This is a genomic window from Microcystis panniformis FACHB-1757 (assembly GCF_001264245.1).
GTDB classification, from domain to species: domain Bacteria; phylum Cyanobacteriota; class Cyanobacteriia; order Cyanobacteriales; family Microcystaceae; genus Microcystis; species Microcystis panniformis.
Window position 1 is genome coordinate 1351469 of record NZ_CP011339.1, and the last position, 15948, is coordinate 1367416.

The window sequence follows — 15948 nt, forward strand, 5'->3', positions numbered from 1 at the left end:
GAGATAAAAAAGAATTGCGAGGAAAAAACTCTGTCTTTTAACCCGATTGTCATTCCCCCTTCCCCGGAAAATCCCGCTCGCTATCTAGTGATCATGCTGCACGGTTGGGGTGCTGATGCCATGGATCTGGCCCCCCTTGCATCGATGCTGGATCTGGCTGATTGTCAATTTTTGTTTCCTAATGCTCCCTTCGATCATCCGCAAGTGCCGGGGGGACGCGCCTGGTATGCGTTAGAAACCTCCGATTATCAAGGTTTAGTCGCTAGTCGTCAACAGTTGCACGATTGGATTATTTCCCTAGAGGCAACTACCGGTATTCCCCTAGAGCGGACTTTTTTGACCGGTTTTTCCCAAGGAGGAGCGATGACGCTGGATGTGGGTTTATCCTTACCCTTGGCGGGATTGGGTTCCTTGAGTGGTTATCTGCACAGTGAACCCCATCCCCAAGGACCACAAAATGTCTTAATTGTTCATGGTAAGCAGGATCCCGTCGTTCCTATCACTGCTGCTCGTCAAGCCAGAGATTTACTGCTTGGTTTGGGGGTTAACGTCGAATATCACGAGTTAAATATGGGCCACGAAATCCCGATTCCGGCGCTGACTATATTACGCCAATTCCTCCGCAATCGTCTGGAAACGGCATGAATAATGCTCGTCAACTGGCTTTGCTGATTTTACGCGATATCGATCGCTCCTCCGCCTATCCCGATCGCGCTCTTGATCGCCATTTGTCCGCTAGTTCCTTAAATTGTCTTGACAAAGCCTTGACAACGGAGATTGTTTATGGTATAATGCGCCGACAAAGAACTTTGGATGCGCTGCTTGATCGCCTGGGGAAAAAAACTGCGGCCCAGCAACCCCCAGATTTACGGCGAATTGTCCATATTGGTCTTTATCAACTGCGTTATCTATCCCAGATTCCCCCATCAGCGGCGGTGAATACGGCGGTAGAATTAACTAAAATCAGTCATTTAGGCAAATTAGCGGCGGTGGTTAACGGAATGCTGCGGCAATATCTCCGTTTAACTGCTAATGGCGACGATCCTTTAATTTTGCCGGAAAATACCGCTTCTAGATTGGGTATTCTCCACAGTTTCCCCGATTGGTTGGTGCAATTGTGGTTAGATCGCTTTAGTGTTACGGAAACGGAACAACTGTGTCAATGGTTTAATCGCTCTCCTGACCTCGATATTCGGATTAATCCCCTGAAAACTAGCCGAGAAGCCCTAGAAAATGAGTTAGAATCAGCCAATATAACTTTTCATCATCTTAAATTACCTCTAGCTTGCCGTTTAACCTCTGGTTTAGGCAATATTGAGCGTTTAGAGGGATTTCGAGCCGGAAATTACACCCTACAGGATATTAGCGCCCAATTAGTCACTTATCTCCTCGATCCCCAGCCCGGAGAGACAATTATCGACGCTTGTGCAGCACCGGGGGGAAAAACCACTCATATTGCCGAATTAATGGGCGATCGGGGTAGAATATTAGCCTGTGATCAAACGGCATCCCGTTTACGACAGTTAGAAGCCAATATTAAAAGATTAGACTTAAAAGCGATCGAAATACATCTAGGGGATAGTCGCGATCGTCCCCAGTGGCACGGCATCGCCGATCGTGTACTAATCGATGCTCCCTGTTCAGGATTGGGAACCCTGCACAAGCGTCCTGATATACGTTGGCGACAAACACCCGAAAATTTACCTGTACTAGCCAAACGACAGGGGGAACTTTTAGCCTCGGCTGCCACTTGGGTAAAACCGAAGGGAATCTTAGTTTATGCCACCTGTACTCTCGATCCGTTAGAAAATGAAAGAGTGATCGAGCAGTTTTTAGCCGCTCATCCCGATTGGAAAATGGCCACTCCTGACTCTAATTCATGCTTCTCAGAATACTATACAGAAACGGGAGCGATCGAAGTGTTACCCCATCGGCATAATCAAGACGGTTTTTTTATGGCTAAGTTAGTCAAGGAAGTGTGGGATGAAAAATAAACAATTACTGAAAATTCTCATCGGTGTTGCTTGGATTGATGGTGTCATTCAACCATCAGAAAGAAATTATTTACGACAGGTAGCTGTGAGGGAAAAACTTGATGATGATCCGGAGATTAAACCACTATTATCGGAACTAAAACCAGTTAAAACCAGTGAATGTTATCGATGGTTAGAGTCCTATTTAGGCGACAATCCTAGTCCAGAAATCTATCAAGATCTACTAACATCGATTAGCACTTTAATCTATAGCGATGACGACGTGGACGTACAGGAAGCAAAATTATTAACCAAAGTGCAGAGTTTTGATCCGACTCATGATAGCCATCGATCGATGTTAGATAAATTAGTGACGGGAATTCAGAAATTGTACCACAAAGCAATTACTGAAAGTAATTAAGGAGTAGCTATCAGTGATGAGCAGGTCAAAAATTTCCCCGATAAAAACTGATAGCTGATCCCTAGATTTTAGGTAATAACTGTGGGTTGTTCCCGTCCGGTAGATTGACGAATTTGACCAATTTTTTCGGCTAAATCAATTAAGGGTTGTAGGGCCTTTTGGGTGTCGATATCGTGTTTACTTGCGTCCGGTTCATAACTTTCTAGATAAACCCGGAGAGTTGCTCCTTTAGTTCCCGTACCCGATAGACGATAAATAATCCGAGAACCATCGGTAAAACCAATGCGAATACCTTGATTTTTACTCACACTACCATCCACGGGATCCGTATAGCTAAAATCATCGGCATATTCCACTTCATAGTTACCAAATTGTTTACCCTTAAGGTCTAAAACCAGCTTCTGGAGACGTGCCATCATCTCTTTTGCCGGTTCTAAGGCGACTTCTTCATAGTCATGACGAGAATAGAAATTACGACCAAATTCTTGCCAATGACTGCGAACAATTTCCTCTACAGATTCCCCTTTAAATGCCAAAATATTTAACCAGAAAAGAACCGCCCATAAACCATCTTTTTCGCGAATATGATTGGAACCCGTGCCGAAACTTTCCTCCCCGCAAAGGGTTGCTTTCCCCGCATCTAACAAATTACCGAAGAATTTCCAACCGGTGGGAGTTTCATAACAGTCAATTCCCAGTTTAGCCGCTACTCGATCGGCCGCCGCACTGGTGGGCATCGATCGCGCCACTCCCGTGATACCATTTTGATAGCCCGGTACTAGATGAGCGTTGGCTGTTAGTACAGCTAAACTATCACTGGGGGTGACAAAAAAATTCCGACCGAGGATCATATTGCGATCGCCATCGCCATCGGAAGCAGCCCCAAAATCCGGAGCCTCTTGACCAAAGAGAATTTCTACCAGATCATGGGCATAGACTAGGTTAGGGTCGGGATGACCACCACCAAAATCCTCTAGGGGAATACCATTTAATACTGTACCTTTGGGCGCGCCTAAACGCTGTTCAAATATGGCATAAGCGTAGGGACCTGTCACCGCATGGAGAGAATCCATGCACATTTTAAACTTACCAGAAGTGAGTAGGGTCTGAATGCGATCGAAATCAAAAATCTTTTCCATCATTTTGACGTAGGGAGTAACCGCATCGATCACTTCCACATCCATAGTTCCCAGTTTAAAGGAACCGGGGCGATCGAGGTTAATATCGGCCCCTGAGAGGATGTTATAACTGCTAATCACCTTAGTCTCGGCATAAATTGCATCGGTGATATTTTCCGGTGCCGGTCCGCCGTTAGTAATATTGTACTTAATGCCAAAATCCCCCTCTGGACCGCCGGGGTTATGACTAGCGGAGAGAACAATACCGCCAAAAGCGTTATTTTCGCGAATTAAGCCAGAAATAGCCGGAGTGGAGACAATACCATCGGTTCCCACGAGTATTCTACCGATACCGTTAGCGGCGGCGATTTTCAGGATAGTTTGAATAGCTTGACGGTTATAATAACGACCATCTCCACCGACAACTAGGGTTTGACCCTCGATACCGTCTAAAGTATTGAAGATAGCTTGAATAAAATTTTCCAGATAATGGGGTTGTTGAAAAACGGGAACGGATTTTCGCAGTCCGGAAGTCCCCGGTTTTTGGTCACTAAAGGGTTTTGTGGCAACGGTTTCAATCGTCATAGTCTTTTCTTGATGGGCTGACGCAATTGTAAACTTAAGTATATAGCAGTAGGTTGACAGCCAAGAAATCGGGGAAGAAAGACAACAGTTGGGGAGTCCCCTGTCATACTAAATCCTGTTTAAAAAGTCTAGGAGAGTGGGGAGATGGGGGAGATAGGGAAGTGGGGAGAAGGGAAAACAAATAAAAATAGTCTCCTGACTCCTGAATACTGACTTGAAAATAGAAGCTGAAATAACGCCAATTCGTCGATCATACTAAATCCTTTGAGTATAAGCTACATATCAGGAGAGGTACTCCTGCAAGGGGAGTGACTCTTAAATTATTACAGATGTATCAGCAGCCGCGTGTAAGCATCCCACCGAAAAACTAATGCGCCGGGGGTTTGGGGGCGGCGCCACGCCCCCAACGGGGGGTTTGGGGGGTAGAACCCCCAAAAGCTTGGATTGAGAGATCAAGTGGGAAGTAATACTAAATCCCTTAAGTATAGGCTACATATCAGGAGATGCAATAGGCAATAGGCAAAACGGAGAATAAATAATCAGTTTTTAATAACTGGATTTAGTCTTAGCCGATAAATGAACCAGATTTGGGGGTATAAACCCCCAATAATCGCCAATTTTAGCTGTGAATGGCTTAATCGGCCCCTTCAATCGGTGCAAATCCCTGACGTTGAATATTCTCGCTGATGTGACGAGGTTCGAGGAATTGCAGCAGATAATCGGGCCCCCCTGCTTTGGAACCCACCCCCGACATCTTGAAACCCCCGAAGGGTTGACGGGAGACAATCGCACCGGTGATTCCCCGGTTAATATAGAGGTTTCCCACTTCAAATTCCTGCATAGCTCGGTTAATATGGGCAGGAGTGCGGGAATATAAGCCACCGGTTAAAGCATAGTCGGTTCCGTTAGCTACAGCTAAAGCTTGCTCAAAATTGCTCACTTTGATAATCGCCACCACTGGACCAAAAATCTCCTCCATCGCTATTACCGCATCGGGGGGAACATTTTTAAAGACGGTGGGACTAACGAAGTAACCAACTTCTGGAATCGGCATTTCTAGGGCTAATTCTGCCTCTTTTTTGCCAGTTTCGATATATTCCCGAATTCTTGCTTGAGCTTTCTCGTCGATAACCGGTCCTACTTCCGTACTCGGTAAATCCGTCGGCCCGATATTGAGGGACCCGGTAGCCTCGACAAAGCGATCAACAAAGCTATCATAGACGCTTTCCAGAACGATTATCCGCGAACAGGCCGAACATTTCTGGCCGGTGTAGCCAAAAGCGGACTTAACCGCACCGACAACGGCCTGATCTAAATCGGCACTCTCATCGACAATTAGGGCATTTTTGCCGCCCATTTCGGCGATAACTCGTTTTAGGTGTTTTTGACCCTTTTGCACGATCGAGGCATCTGTATAGATGCGACAGCCCACTTCTCGTGAACCGGTGAAGGCGATTAGGTGAACATCGGGATGGCTAACTAAATGCGCCCCCACCTGGGAACCTTTACCCGGGATATATTGGAAGACTCCGGCAGGAATACCCGCTTCTAGGAGAATCTCGGCAAATTTCGCCGTAATCACCGAGGAAGTCTCGGCCGGTTTCAATAGCGTGCAGTTACCTGCTACTAAAGCTGCTACTGTCATCCCCACTGCGATCGCTAGGGGGAAATTCCAGGGAGAAATCACTAAAGCAATACCCCGGGGTTGGTAGGAATAACGATTATTCTCACCTGCTACGTCGAAATTATGCCCTAAATCCAGTCTTTCCATCTCGGAAGCGTAATAACGGCAAAAATCGATCGCTTCTGACACTTCCGGATCCGCCTGTTGGATAACTTTGCCCACTTCCAAACAAATCCAGGCCGATAACTCGTGTCGTCGCGCTTCCATCAAATCTGCCGCTTTTCGCAGTATTTCGGCTCTTTTTGCCACTGGAGTGCGTTTCCAAGCGGGAAAAGCCTGTTTTGCCGCTATTATCGCTTTTTCTGCCTGTTCCACCTCAATTAAGCCCACTTTCCCCACTATTTCCTGCGGGTTACAGGGATTAACAGAATTAATTTGAACATTGGTGGCGACGTATTCGCCGTTAATTAGGGGCAAATAGGTCTTACCGAGGGAATTTTTGACAAAAGTAAGAGCTTGACTCGCTTTATTTCGTAATTGCTCGTTGGCATAATCTGTATCGGGGGCATTAGGAAAACCGAGGATAATCGGGTTATCATTGCCTAAAACCCGGGGGGCTGCGATTAAATCTTCCACGGGACGATCCTCCAAATTTTGCCGTAGGAAGGAACTATTAGCGGTATTTTCTAATAAACGGCGGATTAGGTAGGCCATACCGGGTAAGAGTTGTCCGTAGGGGGAATAAACCCGCACCCGATGACCTCGCTTCACTAAAGCTTTGGCTAATTGGTCGCCCATGCCGTACAATACCTGCATTTCAAAGCGACGACGGGGAATTTCTAAACTTTCTGCGATCGCACAGGCCAAGGCTTGCGATCGCACGTTATGACTACCGATGGCGGCGTATAAATATTGATGATTTTCCAATAATAACCGCGTCATCCGCTCATAATTGGCATCGGTGGCTGATTTTTCGTTATATACCGGCTGTGGCCAGTGATTTTGCCTAGATTTAATCGTTTCCTGATCCCAGTAAGCACCTTTGACTAGCCGGACAGTCAGGGGATAACCGCGCTTTTTGGCCCAATTAATTAAATCTTGTAAATCTTGAGCAGAATCTCTTAAATATGCCTGTAGGGTGATGCCAATATCGGTACGACTGCGAAATTCTTCTTCTAGGAGTAATTCTTTCAGGATAGCCAGGGTGAGGTTTTTATAAACGTACTGTTCCATATCAAAATGGACTGCTACCCCTAACTCCTGAGCGCGTCGCAATAGTAGGCGAATGCGATCGCAAACTTTCTCCTTACTGCCAATGGGATCCATGGGATCAAACTGAGAATAAAAGGCAGTTAGCTTGACAGAAACCTGCACTTGTGGTAGTAAGTCGCCGTCCGCTTCATCAATTTGGCTAACTTTATTCCATTTGGTCGCTTCTTGAGCCAAATGGGTCATTAAATCCAGATAACTTTGTAGATAAACTTGGGTTTCCGCTTCAGTAATTACCGCTTCACCGAGGAGATCTATGGTAAAAGCCATTTTTTCCTTGCGCAGACGGGTGACAGTGCGAGTAATTTGCCCTAGGTCTTCCCCGGCGATATACTTACGAGCTAAAGTTTCTACGGATTTACTGATCACACTGGCGGCCGTTTGAGCCGGTAGGGAGTTAGGATCACTAAAGTTGAGGATACTTTTCAGCGCACTGGGCAGTTCTACGGAAGCATCACCGAGGTATTGTTGGAGATGATTAGCGATCTCGGCATTACTGCGTAAAGCGGGTAAACAGTCAATAAAACGGAATAATTGTACTCGTAAATTGGGGTTAGACATGGCCCAATCGAGTAATTTATCATCCCAACGCATTTGATCCTGTAAAGCAGACCAAAGACCTTTTTTTTCGCGAGTTTCGGCTAAAAGTTGTCTAGCGATCTCTTGGGTTTTGGTTTCGTAGTTTTGAGTTGAGTCGATTTGGATAACCACGGCGATTCAAGTAAAAAAATTATCAAGGGGATTCAGCTTTCAGCAAGCTAAGGTCAGCCTTCAGGCTAAAATTCAGTTTTTGAGCTTTTTTAGCTGATTGCCGCTCTTAATAGCTCTTTTCTCTGGTTTATATTCTTACCGAAGGACTAATCAAAGCTAATAGCCGATCACTTTTGCTGAACACTCTATTGTACTCGATCGAGCGGGGAAGTGGGGAGGTGGGGTGTGGGGTGTGGGGTGTGGGGTGTAGGGTGTGGGGTGTAGGGTGTGGGGTGTAGGGTGTGGGGTGTAGGGTGTGGGGTGTAGGGTGTGGGGTAGTGGGGTAGTGGGGTAGTGGGGTAGTGGGGTAGTGGGGTAGTGGGGAGAATAAATAAAAATAATCTCCTGACTACTGATTACTGATTACTGATTACTGATTACTGATACCCGATAGTCCTTGTGTATTGTCGAAGCGTTTACTTATAATAACTTTAAAAAGATTTTCGGGATCATCGGTAGCCCTATGGCAAAAATTGAAACGAGAACAGAACCCATGGTTTTAAACATGGGACCTCATCACCCGTCGATGCACGGTGTTTTGCGCTTAATCGTCACCCTCGACGGGGAAGACGTGATTGACTGTGAACCCGTGATCGGTTATCTTCATCGGGGCATGGAAAAAATTGCCGAAAATCGCACTAATGTCATGTACGTTCCCTACGTTAGTCGTTGGGATTACGCCGCAGGGATGTTTAATGAGGCGATTACGGTCAATGCTCCCGAAAAATTAGCCGATATCGCCGTTCCCAAACGAGCGCAATATATCCGGGTGATTATGTTGGAACTCAACCGCATCGCTAACCATTTACTCTGGTTAGGCCCCTTTATGGCGGATGTAGGCGCACAAACTCCCTTTTTCTACATTTTCCGGGAACGGGAGATGATTTATGACCTCTGGGAAGCTGCCACGGGAATGCGGTTAATTAATAATAATTATTTCCGCATTGGTGGCGTGGCGGTGGATTTACCCTACGGATGGGTGGATAAGTGCGTGGATTTCTGTGACTATTTTGAACCGAAAGTGGACGAATACGAGAAATTAATCACTAATAACCCGATTTTCCGCCGTCGTATTGAAGGGATAGGCTGCATTACCAGAGACGAAGCGATTAACTGGGGTTTATCCGGTCCGATGTTACGCGCTTCCGGGGTGAAATGGGATTTAAGAAAAGTTGACCATTACGAGTGTTACGACGATTTTGACTGGGAAGTGCATTGGGAAACCGCCGGCGATTGTTTTGCTCGTTATTTGGTGCGGATTCGGGAAATGCGCGAATCGGTGAAGATTATCCGGCAAGCACTGAAAGGTTTACCCGGTGGTCCCTACGAAAATCTGGAAGCAAAACGGATGGCAGAAGGGAAAAAATCAGCTTGGAATGATTTTGACTATCAATATATCGCCAAAAAAGTCGCCCCCACTTTTAAGATTCCTAAAGGTGAACATTATGTGCGCTTGGAAAGTGGTAAAGGGGAATTAGGTATCTTTATCGTCGGTAATGATGATGTTTTCCCTTGGCGTTGGAAAATTCGGGCCGCCGATTTTAATAATCTTCAAATTCTGCCCCATATCCTCAAAGGGGTAAAAGTTGCCGATATTATGGCGATTTTAGGCAGTATTGATATTATTATGGGGTCAGTTGATCGCTAAATCTCTTTCAGGGTGGGTTATCTTATTAACTCACCCTCGTTTTGGCCCAGTTTTATGTAATACTTTACAATACTAAAAAATCAACAAAACCCTTAGGGAGCGTCTCAGAAAAAATTGAAAAGAGGCTACTGGGTACATTTTTCGCTTGAAAATGTCTGTACCGTTGACTGTATCTGGAGTAGAGCGATTCCGTAGAGTTGGCTGTATAGCGATCGCTAACCAGATTGTAACAGATAGTGTCATTAATCTCTAGAGTAAGCGATTCCCTCTGTAGCCATGTTTTTGCTGGTTTTCTGCCCCGAAACAAGCTATAATGGTCGAAGGGTCAAATTTGAAAACTTTTACCTCAAACCCTATCTGCGTAAGGACTTCAGAAGTTTGCATCCAGTAGTATATTTGTATTACATAGCTTTAACTCAGGCTCTGTAAGACTTTTAGCCATAGCCAGTATGTTTATACGGGGGAAGTCCAGTTATCCATGACTACAATGCACAGCAAAGCAAAGGATTAAGCCCCCATCGCTACTACCGAATCACCCCCCTCTTAGGCTTCGCAGAACAACAACAGGAAGCTTAGGCTTTGAAAGACCCCTAGTGGCAGTAGGAGAAGATTCTCCCACTGCCTGCAAACTTAAATGATCTCTCAATCTAGATCACTACCACTGGTGTAGCGGCAGCAATGTTGTAACCACTCAGTTGAATGATCGCATCACTAGCGGCTTGGAAACCAGCCACTCCATTATTGAGAGCGATAAAAGTACCACTTTGTCCTGTCACTTTAAAGGCCGCCGCCGTGTTAGCAGCAAATTTAGTGGCGGTTAAGACGGCTTGAATAGCGGCTTCGCTTAAATTCGAAGCTGTGTCTTTCGATGCGGTCAAAGTGATGGGCGCAATAGACCCAGGGGCATTAATGCGATCAAGACTAGCACCTGTGCCACTGTAGCCTTGAATAACATCAAAGCCACTGAGCAGCGACTCACCGAGGGAATTGTAGGTCAAAGTATCCAATCCAGTGCTTCCCGTCAGGGTATCTTTGCCAAGACCGCCTGTCAGGTTATCATTACCCGCTCCACCATCGAGGGTGTCATTACCCGCTCCACCGCTGAGGGTGTCATTACCTCCCACTCCAGCCAGGGCATCGGCAAAGCCTGTCCCGACCAAGTTGTCATTGCCCGAGTTACCATCATTATCAAGAATGGTGGCCGTAGCAGTGTCGGGTCCACTGATAGTGTAGCCGGCGGGGGCGGTAATTTTGGTGATGATCGTTTCACTGGGATCACTCAAGAGGTCATCTTTGGTGGGCAGAGTGATGGTAGCAGTGGGGGAACCTGCCAAAAAGGTGACGGTGTTAGGAGTAGTGCCTGTGTAGTCCACACCTGGAGTGGCTGTACCAGCCAGGGTGTAGTTGACGGTTAAGGCACTGGAGAGGTCGCCAGTGCGGGTGAGGGTAAAGACACTGCTCACGGAACCGGCTTCCTTACCATCGGTGGTTTTGGCGATCGAGATTGATTTTGTCGGTGCTGCCGTGCCAATCGTCAGTGACCAACCACCGGCAATTGAACCAACATCAACGAATTGAAAATCATCAAAGGCGTACAAACTCCAGGTGCCATTGCCACTGGTATTGTTGAAAACAGATAAGTCTGCGTTATAAGGACCACCAGGGGCTGGGGAATCAAACAAGTCACCATCACCACCATCAATGTCGTTAGGTTTATAAGAACCACTTGTACCCACATTGGAGTCATCAATCAGTGTTGTCGCGCTAGTGTCAAAAGTTAAGTTGACCCCACTAACTGATAAAGCTTCTCCAATGTCAGACATTAGGATTGATTTGGCTCCAGTAGGTCCGACTAAAAGGAGATCTACATCTCCGATCCATGTATGACTAACATCATTAATGGTAACTTTTAAGTTATTAATGTTGCCACTCAACCCAGATACGCTGATGGTAGAAGGATAAGGATTTGTTCCTCCACTAGATTCATCGTCAATTGAAATCGGGTTGGGGTTACTGAAGATATTGCCACCACCACCATCATTATCCACAATCGTCGCCGTGGCGGTGTCGGAACCACTGATAGTGTAGCCCGTGGGAGCAGTAATTTTTGTGATGATCGTTTCACTGGGATCTACCACACTATCATCTATGGTGGGCAGAGTGATGGTAGCAGTGGGGGAAAGTGCCGCAAAGGTGACGGTGTTAGGAGTAGTGCCTGTATAGTCAACACCTGGAGTCGCTGTCCCCGCTAGGGTGTAGTTGACGGTTAAGGCACTGGAGAGGTCGCCAGTGCGGGTGAGGGTAAAGACACTGCTCACGGAACCGGCTTCCTTACCATCGGTGGTTTTGGCGATCGAGATTGTTTTCGTCGATCCGCCCCCCGTACCAATATTCAGTGACCAACCACCGGCAATAGTTCCCGAGTCCCCTCCCGCGTCATCCACAACGTAGAGGCTCCAGGTTCCATTGGGGTTGATGCCGTTAAAGACCGAGAAGTCCGTACCGTAGGGGCCACCGGGAGCGGGCGCGTTAAAGAAATCACCGGTTTCAAAGTCTGTGGCCTTATAACTGCCACTGGTAATTAGCCCTGAATCAGGCAAGGAGGAGGTGGCCGTCGGATCAAAGGTGAGAGTGACATTATTGACACCACTTGAGCCACCCACATCGGACATTAATAAGGCTTTGGTTCCCGTCGGACCGACCAGTAATACATCAATATCATCGGGCCAAGTATGGCTCAGGTTTGTCAGCGTTACTTTCAGGCTATTAATATTACCGCTCAAGCCTGAAACATTAATAGTGGAAGGATAGGGGGTACTGGAACCACTATCAGGAATAGTAATCGGGTTGGGGTTACTAAAAATCGGTAGGGTTTCTTCGGAAATAATCGTTCCTGTGGCTGTTCCTGGTGAACCGCCAATATAACCGGTTCCACTATTAACCGTGAGAGCCACTGTTTCGTTAGCGATTTCGGCAATAGTGTCAGCAATCGGATCAACCACGACCGTTGCCGTTGTCGCACCAGCAGCAAAATTGACGGTTCCCAATTTCGTCGTCGGGTTGAAGGTGACACCACTACCTGTTAATACGTTGTAATCGGCTGGGTCACTTCCCACTGGGGCGGCGTTGGCTATGCCACTCGCCCCGAAGTTAACGGTCAGGGGAGAACTCAGGTTTAAGTTAGTGCGAGTAAAGGTGTAAACTAAGTTAGTCGTCCCGTCTTCCTGCACACTGGCCGGGCTGACACTGACGGTTACGGAAGGTAAGTTAGCCCCCGCCAAGGCGTTAAACACATTGAGCCGCTTACCAGAAACCGTTTTCCCGGCAAGGGATGCCAGGGGGTCGCCCGTGTTCATTAAGGCGTTTTTCACCTGTTGGGCTGTCCAGGTAGGATTTTGTGACCACAACAAAGCCGCCGCCCCTGCCACATGGGGACTGGCCATGGATGTCCCTGAAAGGGTCGCGTATCCACCACCAGGAGCTAGACTGTAAATGTCTGAACCAGGCGCACCCAAATCTACGCTGGTTAAGCCATAGTTAGAAAAAGAAGAGAGAGCATCGGTGCGGGTGGTGGAAGCAACACTAACAATGTTGTCAAGGTTGTAGGCAGCGGGATACATGGGATTGATATCTGCGTTAGCCGAACTATTACCAGCCGCCGCAATAAATAAAGCTCCCGCCTGACCCGCCGCGTTAATCGCATCGTAGAGCGCTTGACTATAGCCTCCACCTCCCCAGGAATTATTGGTGAGCTTAACTCCTTTGGCCGTCGCATAGTTAATTGCCTTAATGGCATTGGAGAGAGTGCCTGATCCCGTATCATCAAGGAACTTCAGGGGCATGATTTTGGCATTCCAAGCCACCCCTGTCACACCGACCCCATTATTTCCTTTTCCCGCAATAGTTCCCGAAACATGGGTTCCGTGACCATCAACATCACTGGGGTTATTGTCGTTGTAGGCAAAGTCCCAACCGCGAATGTCATCAACGTAGCCATTGCCATCGTTGTCAATGCCGTCGTTGGCAATTTCCCCTGGGTTTGTCCAGATGTTGCCAGCCAAATCGGGATGATTGTAGTCAACCCCCGTATCAATAACCCCAATCACTAAATTAGGATTGCCGGTTTGAATATCCCAAGCTTCAGGGGCATCAATATCCGCATCGGGAGTACCGCCACTTTGTCCGGTGTTATGCAATCCCCAAAGTTGATTAAAACTGGGGTCATTGGGGAATGTCGCCTTCGGAGTAATTGTGCCTTTTGTCAGTATATAGTCGGGTTCAATGTATTCAAAAATCGGATTGGAGCGATATTGTTTCAGAATCTTCTCCACAGAGAGCGACCCCGATAACTTCCAAATCTCTGCCCCCGTTAGTTTAATCGTCTGGGTGCTGACAGCACCAAAGAGGGACTTAAACTGAGCAACTTGGGTGCTGGCGATCCCCTGCTTAAACTTGAGAATCAGTTGATTGGGAGCATGGGGGGCAAGGGTGCTAGTTGCTGCCGGTTCTAGCTCTGAGGTGACGGGGTCGGCAGTGGGTACAGAGGCAAGACTCGACGCTGGACTGTTGGAATAACCAGAAGAGTCAATACTGGGAGAAGCGGGAAAGTCCACTTGACCCGTAGCAGCAGGGGAGACTGGAACCGTAGGAGCCTCCGAGGAGACTGTAGATGGGGAGGGGTTAGAGTTCAGGACTGCTAAGGGAGAAATTTCCCTCGATACAGTTAAATCGTCGGAACCTGTTAAATCAAAGGTGATTTGGGAGGCTCCGTCAAAACTCAAAGAATCTGCTAGAGATGACATATCTGTACTAGATAAATTGGAACTTACTTGTGTTGTCTTCATCAACACCAACACCCCATTTTCCGAAAATTAATCGGTCAATTACTTGGGGGTGTTGGATTGTTTCTGTTTATGGTTAGGGAAAAGAACTAGCCCAACTTTTCTGCCTTAGGCTTAAATTTATTGTACACCTGTTATAGACCTGTAATCCTAAATCTGGCAGGGTAAGCGCATCTTAACAATTCTTGACAAAATCAACTTTATGTGATTTGCTTACCCAGAGAGCGATTCAGGCATATTTGAGGAGAATTGGCCATCTCAATTGTTGAGCAAAAATCGACCAAATGTGAATATTTCGTAACTATTCTGATTGACTGGTATCACTTGAAATGCCCACACAGCAAGCGGTTCACAAAATTGGCTAATTGTCAATAGCGTTTGAGATGCTCTCACCCTGCTAAATCCGGTTATTAAAAACCGATTATTTATTAAGTACCTAGGCAAAATTATTTACACATGACGATCATTGCCCCGTAAGGGTTTTAGCTCGATCGGGCAGGTAATTAATTTTGCATGACTACTTACCTCTTTTCCCTTTTGCCTCTTGCATGAGTGCCTCATCTCAACAAGCAATTTAAATGCGCGGGCAGCTTACCTTTCGAGAAAAAATTTTTTTGTACAGGGAGTCCTTAAAATAGAAAAGGGAACACACAACCAAATTGCTGGTATTTTTCCTCTGGGCATGGTGGCGCAGTTTATAGAATTTAGCTGGAATTTATGAATCATTTTCTGCATTCTTTCACTGTTTTTCCTGATTCTGCCCGAAAATCTCGCTCTTACTCCCTGGGTAAACTGCGAAGACCCTTAATCTTCCTGTTTACCGTCGGTTGTCTGACTAGCGTGGTCGGTTATCGTTTCTATAATCAGCCGAAATTGGCCGTCGGGACTATTTCCCCCGTCACGATTATCGCCCCCGAAGATGCCCGTTTTCATCTTGACTAAGAATTTGCTGATGAGGACAAAACATGAGCAAAAATGATCCATTTTTTGAGATTTTAACCCCTCTTAATTGTACGATCTGCGTCACTGTTACCTATTGGGAAATTATCACCCAGATAAAACATCCTATAATGAAAGGACAAGAAAAATTAGTCCAAGAAACCCTTAGCCAACCTGATGAAATTCGACGTAGCCGCAGTGACCCTAATGTTTATCTTTTTTATAAACTTCAACGACCAAAACGTTGGCTCTGTGCCATTATCCGAAAACTCAATGGTGATGGTTTCCTAATTACCACTTATCCCACCGATGCAATTAAAGAAGGGGAAATTTTATGGCAGAAGTAAACGTTTATTATGATCCGATGGGCAATACCTTAACTGTGTGGTTTGGCGATCGCTCTTCAGAATATCTCTGCGAAGAAACCGGCGACGAAGTTATTTTAATGAAAAATCAAAAAGGCGAAGTTATTGGTTTTGAAAAACTTAACTATAGGATTTCTGAGAACAGGAATCTGAAAATTTCCCTAGAAACCGCCATCCCTCTTTAAACAATAAAAGCGAAAAATAACACTTAAGTAGCTGGGTTATAATTAAATTAAAAATGGATTTTAGGTTCGATCCCCCTGCCCCCCTTGATAAGGGGGTGTCGATCCCCCCTGCCCCCCTTGATAAGGGGGGTGTCCATGAGTAGAAAACGGGTTTCTCGGAGAAACCCGTTTTCTGTGCTGAAAAAGTACGGGCGAAGCATTCGGATAGAAAATCTACGGTTTCAGCAATA

Annotated in this window: 9 protein-coding genes and 1 pseudogene; 7 read left to right on the forward strand and 3 right to left on the reverse strand. The window is 46.4% G+C overall.

The window, feature by feature from the left end; genetic code table 11:
- Positions 1-93: 93 nt before the first annotated feature.
- From VL20_RS06570 to VL20_RS06580, 3 genes are read left to right on the forward strand one after another with little or no spacing between them, the layout of a single operon-like run.
- Positions 94-645, forward strand: a complete 552-nt coding sequence (locus VL20_RS06570; RefSeq protein ID WP_052276000.1) for an alpha/beta hydrolase — start codon at positions 94-96, stop codon at positions 643-645.
- Entirely contained in the window at positions 642-1994 is a 1353-nt protein-coding gene (locus VL20_RS06575) for a 16S rRNA (cytosine(967)-C(5))-methyltransferase (protein ID WP_052276001.1), read from the forward strand. The genes VL20_RS06570 and VL20_RS06575 overlap by 4 nt, the downstream gene beginning before the upstream one ends.
- On the forward strand, positions 1984-2394 hold the full coding sequence (locus VL20_RS06580) for a tellurite resistance TerB family protein (protein ID WP_052276002.1): 411 nt from the start codon (positions 1984-1986) through the stop codon (positions 2392-2394). The genes VL20_RS06575 and VL20_RS06580 overlap by 11 nt, the downstream gene beginning before the upstream one ends.
- A 68-nt stretch (positions 2395-2462) precedes the next feature.
- Here the strand turns inward: VL20_RS06580 and VL20_RS06585 are convergent, their stop codons facing one another.
- The gene (locus tag VL20_RS06585; protein WP_052276003.1) at positions 2463-4097 is read right to left on the reverse strand and encodes an alpha-D-glucose phosphate-specific phosphoglucomutase; all 1635 of its coding nucleotides are present in this window, start codon (positions 4095-4097) and stop codon (positions 2463-2465) included.
- Between the two features lie 634 nt (positions 4098-4731).
- Complete coding sequence (gene pruA / locus VL20_RS06590; RefSeq protein ID WP_052276004.1) at positions 4732-7701, reverse strand: L-glutamate gamma-semialdehyde dehydrogenase; 2970 nt, start codon at positions 7699-7701, stop codon at positions 4732-4734.
- Positions 7702-8203: 502 nt separating this feature from the next.
- Here pruA and VL20_RS06595 point away from each other — a divergent pair.
- A complete protein-coding gene (locus VL20_RS06595) occupies positions 8204-9388 on the forward strand; it encodes an NAD(P)H-quinone oxidoreductase subunit H (RefSeq protein ID WP_002737016.1) in 1185 nt (394 codons plus the stop codon).
- A 647-nt stretch (positions 9389-10035) separates the two neighbouring features.
- On the opposite strand, the gene VL20_RS06600 is transcribed toward VL20_RS06595, so the two are convergent.
- Positions 10036-14232 carry a S8 family serine peptidase gene (locus VL20_RS06600; RefSeq protein ID WP_128575154.1) on the reverse strand — a complete coding sequence of 1399 codons (4197 nt, stop codon included), beginning with the start codon at positions 14230-14232 and terminating at the stop codon, positions 10036-10038.
- A gap of 714 nt (positions 14233-14946) precedes the next feature.
- Here VL20_RS06600 and VL20_RS06605 point away from each other — a divergent pair.
- From VL20_RS06605 to VL20_RS06615, 3 genes and pseudogenes are all read left to right on the forward strand, one after another.
- Positions 14947-15159: pseudogene (locus VL20_RS06605) on the forward strand (hypothetical protein); the annotation flags it as partial.
- A gap of 35 nt (positions 15160-15194) precedes the next feature.
- On the forward strand, positions 15195-15515 hold the full coding sequence (locus tag VL20_RS06610) for a hypothetical protein (RefSeq protein WP_052276006.1): 321 nt from the start codon (positions 15195-15197) through the stop codon (positions 15513-15515).
- Positions 15503-15718 (forward strand): DUF2283 domain-containing protein, encoded by a 216-nt coding sequence (locus VL20_RS06615; RefSeq protein WP_002800147.1) that lies wholly within the window; start codon positions 15503-15505, stop codon positions 15716-15718. Before VL20_RS06610 ends, VL20_RS06615 begins: the two co-directional genes overlap by 13 nt.
- Positions 15719-15948 lie beyond the last annotated feature (230 nt).